Origin of the sequence: Micromonospora sp. NPDC002296 (assembly GCF_040296145.1) — a bacterium.
Classification (GTDB): Bacteria; Actinomycetota; Actinomycetes; order Mycobacteriales; family Micromonosporaceae; genus Micromonospora.
Genome location: NZ_JBEOWQ010000011.1, coordinates 1 through 16,910 on the forward strand (window position 1 = coordinate 1; position 16,910 = coordinate 16,910).

Here is a 16,910-nt window from a genome sequence, read left to right on the forward strand (position 1 = left end):
TGGTGTGTTGAGTTTTTTTATGCTGTGTGGTCTTCTTACCACCCCCCCCCCCACCCCCCGGGGCCCCCCGGGGGGGGGCGGGCGGTCCCGCCCGCCCCCCTCGGGCGGAAACCCCCACCACCGGTCCATGGAGGCCACGTGAAACTCCGGTTCCCCCGCGCGGCGACGTTCGCCGCCGCGTTCGCCGCCGCCGTCGTCGCGGCCACCCTCGTGGCCCCGCCGGCCGCGTCGGCGGCCACCGCCGCCTTCGTCCGCACCTCGAGCTGGAGCAGCGGGTACGAGGCGAAGTTCACCGTCACCAACAACACCTCGGCCAGCATCGGCTCCTGGAACGTCCAGTTCGACCTGCCCGCCGGCAACTCCCTCGGCACCTTCTGGGACGCCACGATGACCACCGCCGGCCAGCACGTGACCGCCGTCAACAAGTCCTGGAACGGCGCCCTCGCCCCGGGCGCCAGCACGTCGTTCGGGTTCGTCGTCGTCGGCACCGGCGACCCGACCAACTGCACCGTCAACGGCGGCTCCTGCACCGGCGGCGGCAACCCCGGCGGCCCGGCCACCCCGGGCGGGCTGCGGGTCACCGGCACCACCGACGCCTCGGTCTCGCTGGCCTGGAACGCCGTGTCCGGCACGGTCACCGGCTACCGGGTGTACGAGGGCACCACCGTCAAGGCCACCCTTCCCGGCACCTCGACGACGGTGTCCGGGCTGGCCGTCTGCTCCGCGCACAACTACACCGTGGCGGCGTACAACTCCTCGGGCGAGTCGGCGAAGTCGCCGGCAGTCTCCGCCACCACCACCGGTTGCAGCGGCGGGAACGCCCCGATGGCCGCCGCGCCGTACCTCTACCCGGGCTGGGGCGACCCGCCCGCGCCCTCGACGGTGATGGGTGCGACCGGGATCAAATGGTTCACCATCGCGTTCGTCCTCTCCGGCGGCGGCTGCACCCCGGCCTGGGACGGCAGCGGCCCGCTCACCGGCGGCGCGCACGCCAACACCATCGCCGCGATCCGGGCCGCCGGGGGCGACGTCATCCCGTCCTTCGGCGGGTGGAGCGGTAACAAGCTCGGCCCGAACTGCTCGTCGGCCAGCGCCCTGGCGGCGGCGTACCAGCAGGTGATCAACGCGTACGGGCTCAAGGCGATCGACATCGACATCGAGAACAGCGACGAGTTCGAGAACGAGGCGGTGCAGGACCGGATCCTCGGCGCGCTGAAGATCGTCAAGCAGAACAACCCCGGGATCAAGACGATCGTCACCTTCGGCACCACGACCACCGGGCCGTCTTACTACGGCATTCGGCTGATCAACCAGGCCGCCGCGCTCGGGGCGAACATCGACACGTTCACGATCATGCCGTTCGACTTCGCCGGCGGCGCGAACATGTACCAGAGCACCGTCAACGCGGCCGAAGGACTGAAGAACGCGCTGAAGACCGCCTTCGGCTGGTCCGACGCCGCCGCGTACACGCACATGGGCATCTCCGGCATGAACGGCCTGTCCGACCAGCAGGAGCTGACCTCCCCGGCGACCTGGACGCAGATCCGCGACTGGGCGAAGGCCCGCAGCCTGTCCCGGTTCACCTTCTGGGCCGTCAACCGCGACCGGCCGTGCGCCGGCGGGGGAGTGGTGGCCCACTGCTCCGGCATCGCCCAGAACACCTGGGAGTTCACCAGCATCACCGCCCAGTACAACTGAGCAGCACCGCCGACGCAGCGGTACCGCCCCGGCACGGCCGGGCGGGCGTGCGGTCAGCGACCGGTGGTCATGGACTGCCGGTCGCGCCGCGCGCGGCGGCGGCGCACCTTCTTCACCACCCAGCTCAGGATCATCACGCCGAAGACGGCGAAGATCGCGTAGTTGAACCAGCTGCTGTACTGGTCCACTTCCTCCCAGCGCGACCCGAGTGCGAAGCCGGCGCCGACGATCAGCGCGTTCCACACCCCGCTGCCCAGCGTGGTCAGCAGGACGAACTCGACCAGCGGCATCCGGTTCGCCCCCGCGGGGATGGAGACCAGGCTGCGCACCACCGGCACCACCCGGCCGATCAGCACGGCCCACCGGCCGTGCCGCTCGAACCATCGGTCGGCCTTCTCCAGGTCGTCCCGGTCGACCAGCGGGATGTGGTCCAGCCACCGCTTGAGCCGGTCCTCGCCGACGGCCGCGCCGAGCCAGTAGAGCACCAGCGCGCCGACCACCGAGCCGACCGTCGCGGCGACCACGATGAGGACGAGGTTGAACCGGCCCTCGGCCGCGAGGTAGCCCGCCATGGCCAGCACGATCTCGCTCGGGATCGGCGGGATGATGCTCTCCAGGGCGACCAGCGCGGCCACCCCGACCGCCCCGAGCGAGTCGATCACGCTGGCCACCCACCCGGTCAGCCCGGTGAACTGCGACGGATCGACGTTCTGGGCGAGGGCCATGGTTGTCCTTCCGCGGGCCGTCGGGGGGATCGGAAGGTGATACCCAGTTCGGAGGCGATCACACCCGCCGCGTTCCTCGCCGGCATCCCCGAGCCGTCGCCGGGCCGGCTGGACACCGCCGGCGACCGGCCCGCCCGCCGACCCCCGCGTTCAGTCCTCCGGGTGCAGCGCCGCGTCCGCCGGGCCCCGCCGCCAGCCGAGGAACCGGACCACCAGCCCGCCCCGGCTCGGCGAGCAGCAGAACGGCCCGGCCGACGCCTCGGCCAGCGGGGCGAGCGGGGCCAGCCGGACCAGCCGCCACGGCTCGTCGCCCGCGCGCGCCCGGACGGTCAGCGCGTCCCCGGCCCGGCTGACCCGGACCGTCACCTCCCGGCCCGCCCACTCCGGCACCGGCGCGACCGACCAGTCGGAGACGTCGCGGGTGACCACCGCGCCGACCTGTGGCTGCCCGTCGCTGAACTCCACCCCGGCCTTGACCCAGTTCCGCTCGTCCACCCGGACCAGCACGCCGGCCTGGTCGAACTGCCCGGTGAGGTCGAGCCGGAAGGTGACCTCCACGGCGGTGCCGGGCGGCAGCGGGGCGAGCAGGGCCGGGCCGTCGTCGTGCACGAAGCCGTAGCTGGTGTGCCGCCAGAAGTCGCTGCCCGCGCCCGGCTCGACGACCAGCCCGCCGTCCGGGGTCGGCTCGGCGCGCACCGGCTGGTGCAGCCACCGGCCCTCGGCCCAGTCGACGTCCCGGTCCCCGGCCTCCGACTCCACCCCCATGGCCGGCACGCTACCGCCCGGAATTTGTTCGCGTTTGCCGGGAGCCGGAATCGGAGAAGGTACGTCGGCATGGGTGACAGGTGGTATTCCGAGGCGGTCGTCTACTGCCTCGACATCGACACGTACGCGGACTCCGACGGTGACGGGGTCGGTGACATCCGTGGCCTCATCGGCCGGCTCGACTACCTGGCCCGGCTGGGGGTGACCTGCCTGTGGCTGCACCCGATCCACCCGTCGCCGAACAAGGACGACGGCTATGACGTCACCGACTTCTACAACGTGGACCCCCGGTTCGGCACCCTCGGTGACTTCGCCGAGCTGCTGCACCAGGCGCAGAACCGGGGCATCCGGGTGATCATCGACCTGGTGGTCAACCACACCTCGGACGAGCACCCGTGGTTCCAGTCCGCCCGGTCCTCGCCCGACTCGCCGTACCGGGACTGGTTCGTCTGGTCCGACCACGAGCCGGACGACCGGCACCAGGGCATGGTCTTCCCGGGCGAGCAGAAGGAGACGTGGAGCTACGACCGGACCGCCAAGGCCTGGTACTACCACCGGTTCTACAAGTACCAACCCGACCTGAACTTCAACAACCCCGAGGTCCGCGCCGAGGTCAAGAAGATCGTCTCGTTCTGGCTCCAGCTCGGCGTCTCCGGGTTCCGGATGGACGCGGTGCCGTTCATCATCGAGCTGACCGAGCCGGGGAACCCGAACTCGCCGAAGGACTTCGAGTACCTCACCGAGCTGCGCCAGCACGTCCAGTGGCGGCGCGGCGACGCCGTCCTGCTCGCCGAGGCCAACGTGGAGCCAGACCAGCTTCCCACCTTCTTCGGCGACGGCGGCGGCTCCGGCAACCGCATCCACATGCTCTTCGACTTCATGCTCAACGGCCGGCTCGTGCTCGCCCTGGCCCGCCAGGACCCGGAGCCGGTGATCGAGGCGCTGCGGGACACCCCGATCCTGCCCACCGGCGGGCAGTGGGCCACCTTCCTGCGCAACCACGACGAGATCGACCTGTCCCGGCTCACCACCGAGCAGCGCAACCAGGTGTACGCCGAGTTCGGCCCCGACGAGAACATGCGGATCTACGACCGGGGCATCCGCCGCCGGCTCGCCCCGATGCTCGGCAACGACCGGCGGCGCGTCGAGCTGGCGTACGCGCTCCAGTTCTCGCTGCGCGGCACGCCCGTGCTGCGCTACGGCGAGGAGATCGGGATGGGCGAGGACCTCTCGCTGCCCGGCCGGGAGGCGATCCGTACCCCGATGCAGTGGTCGTACAAGCCGAACGCCGGCTTCTCCACGGCCGACCCGGAGAAGCTGGTCCGTCCGGTGATCGACAAGGGCGACTTCTCGTACGAGAAGGTCAACGTCACCGCCCAGCGCGGCGACCACAGGTCGCTGCTGTCCTGGTTCGAGCGGATGATCCGGACGCTGCGCGAGGCGCCGGAGATCGGCTCCGGCTCGACCACCCACATCGACGTGCCGATGCCGCACGGGGTGCTCGCCCACCGCGCCGACGGCCCGACCGGGACGATGGTCTTCCTGCACAACCTGGGCACCGACGACGTCGAGGTCGACCTCGGCACGCTCGCCGGCGAGGCGGACCTGCCGACGGACGTCCTCGCCGACCGCAGCTACGGCGAGGTGGGCAAGCTCGACTCGCTCAAGCTCGCCGGGTACGGCTACCGCTGGATCCGCCTCTGTCGCGGGGCCGCCTACTGACTCCGGGGGTGGGCTAGGCTCCGGTGGTCGCCGTAAGTTACCGGGAGGTAGTAGGCATGTCCGAGGAGCAACGGGTCGCGATCGTCACCGGGGCCGCGCGGGGGATCGGGGCGGCCACCGCCCGCCGGTTGGCCGCCGACGGCCTGGCCGTCGCCGTGGTCGACATCGAGGAGTCGGCCACCAGGGACACCGTGGAGGCGATCGTCGCGGCCGGCGGACGGGCCCTCGGCGTCGGCGCGGACGTCTCCGTGCGGGACCAGGTCGAGGCGGCCGTCGAGCGGGTCGCCACCGAGTTGGGCGCGCCGACCGTGCTGGTCAACAACGCCGGGGTGCTCCGGGACAACCTGCTGTTCAAGATGACCGACGCCGACTGGGACACCGTCCTGGGCGTGCACCTGCGCGGCGCGTTCCTGTTCAGTCAGGCCGCCCAGAAGCACATGGTCGAGCGGAAGTGGGGCCGGATCGTCAACCTGTCCAGCACCTCGGCGCTGGGCAACCGGGGCCAGGCCAACTACGCGGCCGCGAAGGCGGGCATGCAGGGTTTCACCAAGACCCTCGCCATCGAGCTGGGCCCGTTCGGCGTCACCGTCAACGCGGTCGCCCCCGGGTTCATCGTCACCGACATGACCGCCGCGACCGCCGCCCGGATGAAGGTGGACTTCGAGGCGCTCCAGAAGCACACCGAGTCGGAGATCCCGGTACGCCGGGTGGGCCGCCCGGAGGACGTGGCCCACACCATCTCGTTCCTGGCCAGCGAGGGCGCGTCCTTCGTCTCCGGCCAGGTCATCTACGTCGCGGGCGGCCCGAAGTCCTGACCCCACCACCCCGCGAAATGGCCGCTCCTTCACGGAAGGAGCGGCCATTTCGCGTCCCCTGCCCACTCTTTCCGTGAGATTGCGCGGGGGTGGGGTCAGCGGGGGTGGGGGCGGGTGCGCCAGAGCCAGAGCAGGCCGAGCACCGGGAGCACCAGCGGGATGTAGCCGTACCCGCTGCCGAACCCCGACCAGACCGTCTCGTCGGGGAACAGCGCGGGGTCGGCCAGGTTGAGCACGCCGACGCCGAGCACCCCGACCAGCTCCACCGAGCAGCAGGCCAGCGCCACCCGCCGGCCGGCGTGACCGGCCCGGGCCAGCCCCACCGCGGCCACGATGTAGATCAGCGCGGCCAGCGCCGAGAGCAGGTACGCCACCGGCGCCTCGTCGAACTTCGTGGCGATCTGCAACCCCGCCCGGGAGGTCGCGGCGATGGCGAACAAGAGGTACACGGCGATCAGCAACCGGCCCGGCCCGGAGTTGGTGGCCAGCCGGGGTGATTCTGTCTCAACCACCGAGCACCTCCCAGGTCTGTTGGAGCCGGACCACCACGACCGGGGTCACCAGACAGATCGCGCAGATGATCGCCGACCCCCACCGGGTCGGCTCCATCCGGGCCAGCACCCAGGCCAGCGGCGGCAGGAAGACCAGCGTCACCAGGTAGCCGAAGAACGCGCCGGGCTCGCCCGGCCGCTCGCCGCCGCCGAGCGCGACCAGCGCCGCCACCGTCAGCGCGAGCAGGCCCAGTTCCAGCACGGCCAGGCCGGCGAACTGCACCCGGTCCGGCGACCGGTTGCGCATCGCCGCCACCAGCGCCCACACCGCGAGTACGAGCGACAGCACGATCGTCGCCGTCGCGAGGATCCCGTCCACCGGCGAGCCGGCCGCGGCCATGCTGGTCATCGACGGCACCGGGGTCGGAGTCTCGGTCACCGGGACAGCCTACTAACCGGTGTAGTACTCACCCCGGACCGGTCCGCCGCCACCCGCCGTCGGTCTGGCCGGGTCCGGTCCGGCGGTCTGGCCGGGTCCGCTCCGCGGGCCTGACCTGGTGCGGTCCGGACCCGTCGGCTGCGTCGGGTCGGCCGGGCGACTAGCGTGGATCAGGGCCACGGGACCGCCGTGGCCGGCGACGACACCGGGAGTACACGTGCTGCGGTTCGGCTTGTTCGGCACCGGCCACTGGGCCGCGGAGACGCATGCGGCGGCGATCGGCGCGCACCCCCGCGCCGAACTGGCCGGGGTCTGGGGCCGCAACCCCGACAAGGCGGCGGAGCTGGCGCGGCGGCACGGGGTGCCCGTCTTCACCGAGGTCGACGCGCTGATCGACGCCTGCGACGCGGTCGCCGTGGCGCTGCCCCCGGACGTGCAGGCCGACATCGCCGTCCGAGCCGCCACGGCCGGCCGGCACCTGCTGCTGGACAAGCCGCTGGCGCTCACCCTCGCCGACGCCGACCGGGTGGTCGCCGCGGCCGGGCAGGCCGGCGTCGCCTCCGTGGTGTTCTTCACCCAGCGGTTCCACCCGAACGTGACCGGCTTCCTCGCCTCGACGGCGGCGGCCGGCGGCTGGCAGCACGCCCGGGCGACGATGTTCACGTCCATCTTCCAGCCCGGCAACCCGTACGGCGCGTCGCAGTGGCGGCGGGACCGGGGCGCGCTGTGGGACATCGGCCCGCACGCCCTGTCGATCATCCTGCCGGTGCTCGGCCGGGTGACCCGGGTCGCGGCCACCGACGGGCCGAGCGGCCTGGTCCACCTGCTGCTCACCCACGACGGCGGGGCGACCAGCACGGTGTCGCTCACCCTCGACGCGCCGCCCGAGGCCACCACCCGCGACTTCGTCTTCTTCGGGGAGAACGGCGTGCTGGAGGTCCCGCCCGGGGACGGCAACGCGCTGACCGCGCTCTCCACCGCGATCGACCAGCTCGTCGAGGAGATCGACGCCGGTGCCCGGGACCACCGTTGCGACGTCCGGTTCGGCCGGGAGGTGGTGGCCGTCCTCGACGCCGCCGAGACCGCCCGTGCCGAGGGCCGCACCGTCACCCTCCCGGGCTGACCGGCGGTCGTACCGCCCGTGCCGGGGGCGACCCGGGCCCGAGCGGTGGCTCACCCTCTTCCGCCTGCTGCGTGAGCGGCACCCGTCGGCTTCGGGCGTCGGCTCGTCTTGTCAGGCGAGACCGCTCAGCGCCTGACCCAGCTCGGTCGGAGAGCTGAACTCCCCAGCCGGCAGTGCGCGGAGCATCTGCAACACCTCCGTGCTGGCGCCGTTCTCCTGCCCCCAACGGACCAGGTCCTCCCGGGAAGCCGGGTAGTCGAGCCCGGCCAGGTACTCCTGCAACTCCGTTCCGCTGACCGTCATACCAGCCCACTACCCGCTGCACCGCAGGACATGCCCGTCCCGACTCGGGACCGACGGGGCGGGCGGGTAGGCGTCCGCGTCGTACGGAGGGGCGGGGCGCGGCGGCCGTCGGTTTGCCCCGAACGGGGCCGGGTAGCCGCGCACATGCTGGTACAGCGGCTCGGCGCGCCGAGCGACTTCGATCCGTTGCTGGAGCGGATCCGGGACGCCCGGATCGTGATGATCGGCGAGGCGACGCACGGCACCCACGACTACTACCGGCTACGCGAGCAGCTCACCCGGCGGCTCATCGCCGAGCGGGGCTTCTCGTTCGTCGCCGTGGAGGGGGACTGGCCCGACTGCGAGCGGGTGCACCGCTCGGTCACCGCCGCCCCGAACGGCCTCGCCGACCCGCAGGCCGCCCTGGAGCGCTTCGAGCGCTGGCCGACGTGGATGTGGGCCAACGCCGAGGTGGCCCGGTTCTGCCGCTGGCTGCGGGCGTGGAACCTGGAGCAGCCGGCCCAACGGCGGGCCGGCTTCCACGGCCTGGACGTCTACAGCCTCTGGGAGTCCATGCAGGCGATCTTCGACTACCTGGGCGAGGAGGACCCGACCTCCCTGGAGGCCGCGCAGGAGGCGTACCGGTGCTTCGAGCCGTACGGGCGGCGGGTCGAGGAGTACGGCGCGGCGAGCCGGTTCGTCTCGGCCCGCTGCGAGGAGGAGGTGATCAAGCTGCTGGCGCGTACCCGGGAACGGGCCGCCTCGGACGGCCCGGACCGCTTCTCGGCCTGGCAGAACGCGGAGGTGGTGGCCGGCGCGGAGCGCTACTACCGGGCGATGGTGGCGGGCGGCCCGGAGTCGTGGAACGTGCGGGACATCCACATGGCGGACACCCTGGACCGACTGCTGGACTTCCACGGCCAGGACGCCCGGGGTGTCGTCTGGGCGCACAACACCCACGTCGGCGACGCCCGGGCCACCGGCATGGCCGCCGACGGGCTGATCAACATCGGCCAGTTGGCCCGGGAACGGCACGGGGCGGACGACGTGGTGCTGGTCGGCTTCGGCAGCTACCGGGGGACGGCGGTGGCGGCTCCCCGGTGGGGGTCGCCCGCCGAGGCGATGGTGGTGCCGCCGGCCCGGCCCGGTTCGGTCGAGCGGCGGCTGCACGAGCTGATGCCGGAGCGCGCGGTGCTGGTCTTCGGCGGCCCGGACCAGCCCGGCTGGGTCACCGAGGAGCACGACCACCGGGCGATCGGCGTGGTCTACGACCCGACCTTCGAGTCCTGGGGCAACTACGTGCCGACCCGGCTGGGCGAGCGCTACGACGCCTTCGTCTGGTGCGACGACACCACCGCGCTGCACCCGTTGCCCGCGCTCACCTCGTTCGGGGAGATGGAGACGTACCCGGCGGGGGTCTGAGCCGGACGGGCCCCGCCCCGCCGGGTCAGCGGCGGTGCGGGGCCCGGGGCCGGACCGGTCAGGCGTCGGCCGGCTTCTTCTCGGCGAGGTGGGCGCGTAGCCCCTCGCCCTCGATGTCCACGTTGGGCAGCAGCCGGTCTAGCCGGCGGGGGATCCACCAGGCCGCCTTGCCGAGCAGCGACATCACCGCCGGGACGATGGTCATCCGGACCACGAAGGCGTCGATGGCCACGCCGATGGCCAGCGCGAAGCCCATCGACTTGATGATCGGGTCGTCGAGGAAGACGAAGCCGCCGAACACCGCCATCATGATCAGCGCGGCGGCCGTGACCACCCGGGCGCCGTGTCCCATGCCGTTCACGGTGGCCTGCTGCGCGGTGTCGCCGTGCACGAAGTCCTCCCGCATCCGGGAGACCAGGAAGACCTCGTAGTCCATGGCCAGGCCGAACAGGATGCCGATGAGCAGGATCGGCAGGAAGCTGACCAGCGGGCCCGGGGTGTCCAGGCCGACCAGGTCGGCCAGGTGCCCCTGCTGGAAGATCGCGACGGTGATGCCGAACGTCGCGGCGACCGTGAGCAGGAAGCCCAGGGCGGCCTTGACCGGCACCAGGATCGACCGGAAGACCAGCATCAGCAGCAGGATCGACAGCCCGACGACGAGCACCAGGTAGACCGGCAGCGCGTCGGAGAGCTTCTCCGACACGTCGATGCCGATCGCGGTCGCGCCGGTCAGCAGCACGTCCGCGCCGGTGACGCCGGAGACCCGCTGGCGGATGTCGTGCACCAGCTTCTCGGTGGCCTCGTCGGTCGGACCACTCTTGGGGATGACCCCGATCAGCACGGTGCGCTTGGTCCGGTCGGCCTGCGGCGGGGCCACCGCGAGCACCCCGTCCGTCTGTTGGACGAGCTGCGCGACCTGCGGTGCGGCGGCGGCCGTGGCCTCCGGCGAGCCGGACGTGACGAGGACCGCGAGCCGGCCGGTGAAGCCGGGCCCGAAGCCCTCCCGGATCAGCTCGCTGTTCACCCGGGCCGGCGAGCCGGCCGCGGCCGTGCTGGCGTCGGGCAGGGCCAACCGCATGTCGGGCGCGGGCAGCGCGAGCAGACCCAGGCCGAGCAGAGCGACCAGGATCACCGGTACGCGCAGCCGGGTGACCAGGCGTGCCCAGCGGAACCCGAAGCCGGACCGGTCCTCCGCCGCGGCCGCCGCCTCGGGGGTCCCGGTCGGGTCCGCGCCGTTGGCCGCCGCCTCGGTCTTGCGCAGCTTGCGGGGGAGCACCCGGGTGCCGGCGAAGCCGAGCAGGGCCGGGGCCAGGGTGATCGCGACCAGCACGGCGACGGTCACCGTGCCGGCGGCGGCCAGGCCCATCACGGTCAGGAACGGGATCCGCACCACCGCGAGGCCGGCCAGCGCGATGACCACGGTGGCGCCGGCGAAGACCACCGCCGAGCCGGCGGTGCCGACCGCCCGGCCGACGGCCTCCTCGGGGGACAGGCCCTCCATCAGGTTCTGCCGGTGCCGGGAGGTGATGAACAGCGAGTAGTCGATGCCGACCGCCAGGCCGAGCATCAGGGCGAGGATCGGCGCGGTGCTGGTCAGCTCCATGACGCTGCTGAGCGCGAACAGACCGGCCATGCCGACGCCGACGCCGATCAGCGCGTTGAGCATGGTCATCCCGGCCGCGACCAGCGAGCCGAACGTGATGACCAGGACGACCGCCGCCACCAGCACGCCCAGCGCCTCGGTCGAGCCGATCTCCGGCTCGCCGCCCAGCACCTCGCCGCCCGGGGCGATCTGCCAGCCCTGCGCCGCGGCCTGCGCGCCCACCTTCTCGTACGCGTCGCGCTGGGCGTCGGTGACGTCGTCCGCGCGGCCGGCGAACTGCACCTGGATGAGCGCGTACCGGCCGTCCGGGGTGATCGCCTGGGCCTGGTACGGGTCGACCGCCCCGACCACACCGGGCAGGGTGGCCGCCTCCTGGGTCACCTGCTTGACCAGGGCCTGCCCCTCGGGCGTGGCGAGCTGGCCGTCCGCCGGAGCCTTCACGGCGATGGTGCCGGTGGCCCCGCTGGCCTCCGGGAACCGCTCGCTGAGCAGGTCGATCGCCTGCTGCGACTCGGTGCCGGGCATGGTGAAGTTGCTCGTTGTCGGGCCGCGCAGCGTCGCCGCGGCGAGACCGAGGCCGACGAGCACGACGAGCCAGACGACGGCGACGAGCCGTCGGCGGCGCAGCGAGGCTCGGCCGAGCCGGTACAACAGGGTCGCCATCAGATTCTTTCCTCGATCGTTGGTGAACGTGACGGTGGTGGAGGTCAGTCGGGAGGTGCCAGTGCCCGCCGGACCAGGCCGAGCAGGGCGTCGCGCAGCTCGTCGTCGGCGACGTCGTCGAACTCGCCGCACGTCTCGGCGATCCCGGCGAGGACGACCAGCGCCGCGATCCGGGCCGCCGGGCGCGTCGAGTGGCCGGCGAGGGCCGCGATGAGCCGCTCGGAGAGCTGGTGCACGTGCGCGAACGCCGGCTGCTGGAGCAGCTCGGGGAACTCCCCGCGGAGCAGCGCGATCTCCCGCCGGAAGTGCACCGCGAGGTTAACGAAGCCCTCGCCGGCCACCCGCTGGGCATCCGGGCCGGTCAGCCCGGCGAACCGGTGGTCCAGCTCGTGCAGCACCGTGATCGCCGGGGCCATCAGCTCGCTGAGCAGGGCCTCCTTGTTGGCGAAGTGGTAGAGCACGGTGGCCTTGGAGACGCCCACCTCGCGGGCGATGTCCTGCAACGAGGTGCCCTTGTATCCGGTCACGGCGAACCGCCGCGCCGCCGCGGCGAGAATCTCGGCGTGCGTCTCCGGTACCACCCGAGCCATGTCGGCCACCTCCCGCCCACCAGCATGCCTGACCGATCGGTCAGGCCTGACCGATCGGTCAGAGAAGTCGGGTGGCGTTCGCCACAGCCCGCCGTTTCCGGGGTTCCCTGTACCCGTTCGTCACCATCCGACACCGATGCCGGGATCGGATCCGGGTACGGCGCGGCGACGAGACACGGCTCTTTCGAAGAACAGCCGTCGCCCCGATGGCTGCCATGATGCGGTGATGACGGAAAACTCATCGACTCTCGCCGAGCGCGCGGACGCGCTGCGTGCCCTGCACAAGACCGGCGACCCGCTGGTCCTGCCCAACGCCTGGGACGCCGGGTCCGCCCGGGCCGTCGCCGCGGCCGGCTTCCCGGTCGTCGCCACCAGCAGCGCCGCGGTCGCCGAGTCCCTCGGGTACGCCGACGGCGAGGCCACCCCGGTCGACGAGATGTTCGCCGCCGTCGCCCGGATCGCCCGCGCCGTGCCGGTCCCGGTCACCGCCGACCTGGAGCGGGGGTACGGTCTGAGCCCGGCCGAGCTGGTCGAGCGGATGCTCGCCGCGGGCGCGGTCGGCTGCAACCTGGAGGACTCCGACCCGCGCACCGGGGCGCTGTACGACGCCGAGGAGCAGGCCGGCCTGCTCGCCGCCGTCCGGTCCGCGGCCGACGCGGCCGGGGTGCCGCTGGTGCTCAACGCCCGGATCGACCTGTACCTGCGTGAGGCCGGCGATCCGGCCGGGCGTACCGCCGAGGCGGTCCGCCGGGCCCGGCGCTACCGGGCCGCCGGGGCGGACTGCGTCTACCCGATCTTCCTGACCGACCCGGAGCAGATCGCGGAGTTCGTGGCCGGCGCGGACGCCCCGGTGAACCTGGTCTTCAGGCCCGACGCCCCGAGCCTGGCGGAGTTGGCCCGGCTCGGCGCGGCCCGGGTCAGCTACGGCGCCGGCCCGTACGCGGCGATCAGGGCGCGGACCGCCGCGCTGCTCGACGCGGTCCGGGCCGGCAGGAACCCGTACGCCCCGCCTTCGGCGTAGGGCCGCCTTTCGACGCCCGCGTCCCGGTTCCGGTTGCCCTCGGGCGGCCGGGCCGGAAGGGTGGGGTGATGAGCAGCGCGGAGCAGACCCGGGACGGGGTGTCGCTGACCAACCTCGACCAGCCGCTGGCCCCGGAGACCGGGGCCACCAAGCGGGACCTGGTGGACTACCTCGACGCGGTGCACGGGAGGCTGGTCCCGCACCTGCGGAACCGTCCACTGTCGGTGGTGCGGGTGCTGCGCGGTCAGCCCCCGTTCATGCAGAAGAACCTGCCGAAGTACACCCCGGCCTGGGTGCGCCGGGCATCGGTCTGGGCCGAGGCGTCGCACCGCGAGGTGTCGTACGCCCTCTGCGACGACCGGCGGACGCTGCTGTGGTTCGCCAACCAGCGGGCCGTGGAGTACCACCCGACCCTGGCCACCGTCGAGCGCCCGGGCCACCCGACCCACCTCGTGCTGGATCTCGACCCGCCGGAGGGGGCCGCCTTCGGTACGGTCGTGGCCGCCGCCCGGCTGGTCCGGCAGGCGCTGGCCGACGCCGGGCTCTCCGGGGCGGTCAAGACCAGCGGGGCGAAAGGGCTGCACGTGTTCGTTCCGGTCGAGCCGGGCACGGGCGTCGAGGAACTGGCCGCCGCCACCCGGGCCCTCGCCGTCCGTGCCGAACGGCTGGACCCGGCGCTCGCCACCACCGCCTTCATCCGCGAGGACCGGGGCGGCCGGGTCTTCGTCGACTCCACCAGGGCAGGCGGGGCGACCGTGGTGGCCGCGTACAGCCCTCGGCTGCGCCCGGGACTGCCGGTGTCCTTCCCGGTCGGCTGGGACGACCTCGACGCGGTCGCCCCGGCCGACTTCACCGTGCGGACCGTCCCCGCCCTGGTCGCCGACGGTGACCCGTGGACCGGGTCGATGCCGCCGCCCCAGCGCCTTCCCGCCGACCTGGTGGAGCAGGGCCGGGGCATCCCGGTCGCCAGGGTGCAGGCCATGCACGAGGGTAAGCGCCGCGCCCGCGCCCGGCGTGCCGAGGAGCAGGGATCCGGCCCCGCCGCCCGCCCCCGTTGACCGGCGGGGCGGGCGGCGCGCCACCGGGCGGTCAGCCCACGGCGATGCCGTGCAGCAGGCCGTCCTGGTCGCCGACGAGGAGCATGTCGCCGATGACGACCGGCGGGCTGTAGCAGTACGCGGCGGTGGTGAGCTGGAGCCGGGTCCGGACCGACCCGGTGGTGAGGTCGAGGCCGACCAGCAGGCCGGTGGTGGTCGGGGTCCACGCGACGTTGCCGTGGATCGCCGCGCCGGTGTTGACCGGGCGGGCGCCGAGGCCGGTGGTCCACCGGGCCTGGCCGGTGGCCGGGTCCACCCGGGAGGCGGTGCGACCGCCGTCGTCGAACATGAGCACGTCGCCGTTGTCGAGCAGCAGCTTGGGTGCGTAGATGTAGGAGCCGGCCATCGACCAGCGGGGCTCGCCGGTTGCGGGGTCGAGCGCGAACGCGTTGGTCACGGTGGACACCAGGAGCAGGCCGTTGGAGAGCACCTCCAAGGTGTCCGCCCAGGGGCCGTAGATGAGGCGGCTGTAGGTGGTGGCGCGGGTGGTGGTGGAGAACGACCACAGCGCGGCACCGGTTCGGGCGTCGTGAGCGTAGACGTTGCCGTCCCCGGCACCGGCGTAGACGCGGGCACCGTCGCCGGCCGCGCGCCCGGCGAACATGCCTCGTCCGGCCACGTTCCACACCGTCTCGCCCGAGCGCGCGTCGACGGCCTGCCGGGTCTGGCCGGCGGAGAGGACGACCAGGGTACGGCCGTCGACCGTGGTCACCAGCGGGCTGCCGAGCACCGGGGCGCCGGCGTCGTGGGCGAACCGGCGCCGCCCGGTGGCCGGGTCGAGGGCGTAGAGGCGGTGGTCGTCGGAGGGGACGTAGACGGTCCCGCCGTCGGGGGCGAACGCCGGCCGGCCGTGCACCGGGCCGATCCGGGTCTGCCAGCGCCGCTGCAGCCCACGGCGGGTGGGCCGGGCGCCGATGACGGTCCCGCCGGTGGTCGCGGCGACCAGCAGATCGTCCCGGGCGGCCAGGCCGGCCTGCACCGGTGCGCCGAGCTGTTCGCTCCAGCGCAGTCGCCGGCCGGCGTCGGGGAGAGCGAAGGCGCGGGTCTGCTCGTGCCAGGCGCCGTCGGGGTCGGTGACCCGTACGGTCATCCGGTGCTCGCCGGGCGGCAGCGCGGTGATGTCCAGGCCACCGGTGTAGCGGCGGCCGGCGGAGTCGGGGGAGAGGTTCCGCCAGGGGCCGGCGTCCTTGAGCCCGTAGGTGTGCTGCGGGTAGAGCTTGGCCTGCACGTTGGCGGCCCGAACGTGCGGGGAGAGTCGTACCGACACGGCCAGCGCGGCGCCGGCCGGGTCGAGCGAGACCGCCTGGGGTCGCTGCTCCGCGGCGATCCGCGGGCCGGCGAGCGGAATGTCCAGCACCGGCCGGGACTCGGCGCTGCCGTCGGCGGCCCGCCGAACGGCCGTCACCTTCAGCACCGGGCCGGCGGCCCCGGCCGCGCGCTGCACCCAGTAGTAGATCGGCGCGCCACGGGTGTCGTCGACCGCCAGCTGGGTCACCCCGTTGAACCGTTGTACCTGCTCCTCGTGCACGTGCCCGGCGAACATGGCCCGCACGTTGTAGCGGTCGAGCAGCTTCAGCAGCCGCTCCTGGTCGGAGACGTAGTAGTTGTCGCCGCCGAACGGGAAGTGGCACAGCAGCACGATCGGCACCCCGGGCGCGACCTTGTCCAGGTCGCGGGTCAGCCACTGGATGCCGGACTCGCCGAACCCGCCCGGCTCCTGGAGCAGGTGGCTCGGGTCCAGCGCGACGAAGTGCAGGCCGTCGAAGTCGAAGGAGTACCGGGTCGGCCCGAACAGCGATCCGTACCGCTTACCGGCGGTGCTGTCCCACCGCCAGTCGTGGTTGCCCGGCACGTGCCGGATCCGGGGCCGCAGCGTCGCCGGGATGGTGCCCAGATAGGTGTCGTACTCGGCCACCGAGCCATGTTCGACGAGGTCTCCGACGTGGCAGACGATCGGCGCGTTCGCCGCGGCGATCTGCTGGTACACCCAGCGCACCCCCTCGGTCCGCTCAGGAAGATCCACGTCGATCTGTGTGTCGCCCAGCAGGGCGAACCCCGACGACCACGGCCCGTCCGGCCTGCCCTGCACGGGCGAGCCGGCCGCTGCGGGCGAACCGCCGACCACCGCGCCGGTGGCCGCCGCGGTGACCGCGCCGACGCCCAGGCCGAGCAACCGGCGTCGGTCCATCGGGAGACGGGCATGGTCCTGGGCTGGCAGCGATGGCATGGTCTGTTCCTTCCGGCGGGCTCGCTTGGAATGCCGGGGAGTTTGGCACGGCCCCAACCGCCTGACCAACGGTTCTCCAGCAGATTCCCGGCGATTTCGCAGGAAATCGTCAACCCGGCTGGAGGGGTGGTTGATTCCTTGCAATCGCCACCAGGGCATCGTCGCCACTGGCGAGGACAGCGTCGCCGGCCGCGCGCGGCTGTCTCGCGTTGTGATGGCGGAGGAGC

At 73.1% G+C, this 16,910-nt stretch carries 15 protein-coding genes; 7 read left to right on the forward strand and 8 right to left on the reverse strand.

The genetic code is table 11. The features are described 5' to 3' along the window. Positions 1 to 138 precede the first annotated feature (138 nt). Positions 139 to 1,698: a cellulose binding domain-containing protein gene (locus ABT023_RS11800; protein WP_350884362.1), complete on the forward strand. Its 1,560-nt coding sequence runs from the start codon at positions 139 to 141 to the stop codon at positions 1,696 to 1,698. Between the two features lie 53 nt (positions 1,699 to 1,751). Here ABT023_RS11800 and ABT023_RS11805 read toward each other — a convergent pair whose 3' ends face one another. Both ABT023_RS11805 and ABT023_RS11810 read right to left on the reverse strand, forming a co-directional pair. Beyond that, complete coding sequence (locus tag ABT023_RS11805; protein WP_350884364.1) at positions 1,752 to 2,423, reverse strand: DedA family protein; 672 nt, start codon at positions 2,421 to 2,423, stop codon at positions 1,752 to 1,754. A 150-nt stretch (positions 2,424 to 2,573) separates the two neighbouring features. Beyond that, entirely contained in the window at positions 2,574 to 3,188 is a 615-nt protein-coding gene (locus tag ABT023_RS11810; protein ID WP_350884366.1) for a DUF1349 domain-containing protein, read from the reverse strand. A gap of 69 nt (positions 3,189 to 3,257) precedes the next feature. Between ABT023_RS11810 and ABT023_RS11815 the strand changes: the two genes are divergently transcribed. Both ABT023_RS11815 and fabG read left to right on the forward strand, forming a co-directional pair. Then, entirely contained in the window at positions 3,258 to 4,910 is a 1,653-nt protein-coding gene (locus ABT023_RS11815) for an alpha-amylase family protein (protein WP_350884368.1), read from the forward strand. Positions 4,911 to 4,966: 56 nt separating this feature from the next. After that, positions 4,967 to 5,725, forward strand: a complete 759-nt coding sequence (gene fabG, locus ABT023_RS11820; protein WP_350884370.1) for a 3-oxoacyl-ACP reductase FabG — start codon at positions 4,967 to 4,969, stop codon at positions 5,723 to 5,725. Positions 5,726 to 5,820: 95 nt separating this feature from the next. Here the strand turns inward: fabG and ABT023_RS11825 are convergent, their stop codons facing one another. Beyond that, positions 5,821 to 6,237 carry a hypothetical protein gene (locus ABT023_RS11825; RefSeq protein ID WP_350884372.1) on the reverse strand — a complete coding sequence of 139 codons (417 nt, stop codon included), beginning with the start codon at positions 6,235 to 6,237 and terminating at the stop codon, positions 5,821 to 5,823. Beyond that, positions 6,230 to 6,625, reverse strand: a complete 396-nt coding sequence (locus tag ABT023_RS11830) for a hypothetical protein (protein WP_350884634.1) — start codon at positions 6,623 to 6,625, stop codon at positions 6,230 to 6,232. Before ABT023_RS11830 ends, ABT023_RS11825 begins: the two co-directional genes overlap by 8 nt. 250 nt (positions 6,626 to 6,875) lie before the next feature. On the opposite strand from ABT023_RS11830, the gene ABT023_RS11835 reads away from it, so the two are divergent. Next, the gene (locus tag ABT023_RS11835; RefSeq protein WP_350884636.1) at positions 6,876 to 7,778 is read left to right on the forward strand and encodes a Gfo/Idh/MocA family protein; all 903 of its coding nucleotides are present in this window, start codon (positions 6,876 to 6,878) and stop codon (positions 7,776 to 7,778) included. A gap of 111 nt (positions 7,779 to 7,889) precedes the next feature. Here ABT023_RS11835 and ABT023_RS11840 read toward each other — a convergent pair whose 3' ends face one another. Continuing rightward, on the reverse strand, positions 7,890 to 8,081 hold the full coding sequence (locus ABT023_RS11840) for a DUF2795 domain-containing protein (RefSeq protein ID WP_350884374.1): 192 nt from the start codon (positions 8,079 to 8,081) through the stop codon (positions 7,890 to 7,892). 144 nt (positions 8,082 to 8,225) lie between these two features. Between ABT023_RS11840 and ABT023_RS11845 the strand changes: the two genes are divergently transcribed. Further along, positions 8,226 to 9,482, forward strand: coding sequence for an erythromycin esterase family protein (locus ABT023_RS11845; protein ID WP_350884376.1), 1,257 nt, complete (start codon positions 8,226 to 8,228; stop codon positions 9,480 to 9,482). A 58-nt stretch (positions 9,483 to 9,540) separates the two neighbouring features. On the opposite strand, the gene ABT023_RS11850 is transcribed toward ABT023_RS11845, so the two are convergent. Next, complete coding sequence (locus tag ABT023_RS11850) at positions 9,541 to 11,748, reverse strand: MMPL family transporter (RefSeq protein WP_350884378.1); 2,208 nt, start codon at positions 11,746 to 11,748, stop codon at positions 9,541 to 9,543. A gap of 44 nt (positions 11,749 to 11,792) precedes the next feature. Beyond that, positions 11,793 to 12,338, reverse strand: a complete 546-nt coding sequence (locus ABT023_RS11855) for a TetR/AcrR family transcriptional regulator (RefSeq protein WP_350884380.1) — start codon at positions 12,336 to 12,338, stop codon at positions 11,793 to 11,795. Between the two features lie 226 nt (positions 12,339 to 12,564). Here ABT023_RS11855 and ABT023_RS11860 point away from each other — a divergent pair, with 226 nt between their 5' ends. Both ABT023_RS11860 and ligD read left to right on the forward strand, forming a co-directional pair. Further along, positions 12,565 to 13,359: an isocitrate lyase/PEP mutase family protein gene (locus tag ABT023_RS11860; protein ID WP_350884382.1), complete on the forward strand. Its 795-nt coding sequence runs from the start codon at positions 12,565 to 12,567 to the stop codon at positions 13,357 to 13,359. A gap of 68 nt (positions 13,360 to 13,427) precedes the next feature. Beyond that, positions 13,428 to 14,417 carry a non-homologous end-joining DNA ligase gene (gene ligD, locus ABT023_RS11865; RefSeq protein ID WP_350884384.1) on the forward strand — a complete coding sequence of 330 codons (990 nt, stop codon included), beginning with the start codon at positions 13,428 to 13,430 and terminating at the stop codon, positions 14,415 to 14,417. 31 nt (positions 14,418 to 14,448) lie between these two features. On the opposite strand, the gene ABT023_RS11870 is transcribed toward ligD, so the two are convergent. Beyond that, positions 14,449 to 16,683, reverse strand: a complete 2,235-nt coding sequence (locus ABT023_RS11870) for an outer membrane protein assembly factor BamB family protein (protein ID WP_350884386.1) — start codon at positions 16,681 to 16,683, stop codon at positions 14,449 to 14,451. Between the last annotated feature and the right edge of the window lie 227 nt (positions 16,684 to 16,910).

What these genes read in the sequence shown, in the direction of transcription:
- ABT023_RS11805 (WP_350884364.1), bottom strand. Translation starts at nt 2,423, where the DNA reads ATGGCCCTCGCCCAGAACGTCGATCCGTCGCAGTTCACCGGGCTGACC.
- ABT023_RS11810 (WP_350884366.1), bottom strand. Translation starts at nt 3,188, where the DNA reads ATGGGGGTGGAGTCGGAGGCCGGGGACCGGGACGTCGACTGGGCCGAG.
- ABT023_RS11845 (WP_350884376.1), top strand. Translation starts at nt 8,226, where the DNA reads ATGCTGGTACAGCGGCTCGGCGCGCCGAGCGACTTCGATCCGTTGCTG.
- ligD (WP_350884384.1), top strand. Translation starts at nt 13,428, where the DNA reads ATGAGCAGCGCGGAGCAGACCCGGGACGGGGTGTCGCTGACCAACCTC.
- ABT023_RS11815 (WP_350884368.1), top strand. Translation starts at nt 3,258, where the DNA reads ATGGGTGACAGGTGGTATTCCGAGGCGGTCGTCTACTGCCTCGACATC.
- ABT023_RS11860 (WP_350884382.1), top strand. Translation starts at nt 12,565, where the DNA reads ATGACGGAAAACTCATCGACTCTCGCCGAGCGCGCGGACGCGCTGCGT.
- ABT023_RS11870 (WP_350884386.1), bottom strand. Translation starts at nt 16,683, where the DNA reads ATGCCATCGCTGCCAGCCCAGGACCATGCCCGTCTCCCGATGGACCGA.
- ABT023_RS11830 (WP_350884634.1), bottom strand. Translation starts at nt 6,625, where the DNA reads ATGACCAGCATGGCCGCGGCCGGCTCGCCGGTGGACGGGATCCTCGCG.
- fabG (WP_350884370.1), top strand. Translation starts at nt 4,967, where the DNA reads ATGTCCGAGGAGCAACGGGTCGCGATCGTCACCGGGGCCGCGCGGGGG.
- ABT023_RS11850 (WP_350884378.1), bottom strand. Translation starts at nt 11,748, where the DNA reads ATGGCGACCCTGTTGTACCGGCTCGGCCGAGCCTCGCTGCGCCGCCGA.
- ABT023_RS11855 (WP_350884380.1), bottom strand. Translation starts at nt 12,338, where the DNA reads ATGGCTCGGGTGGTACCGGAGACGCACGCCGAGATTCTCGCCGCGGCG.
- ABT023_RS11840 (WP_350884374.1), bottom strand. Translation starts at nt 8,081, where the DNA reads ATGACGGTCAGCGGAACGGAGTTGCAGGAGTACCTGGCCGGGCTCGAC.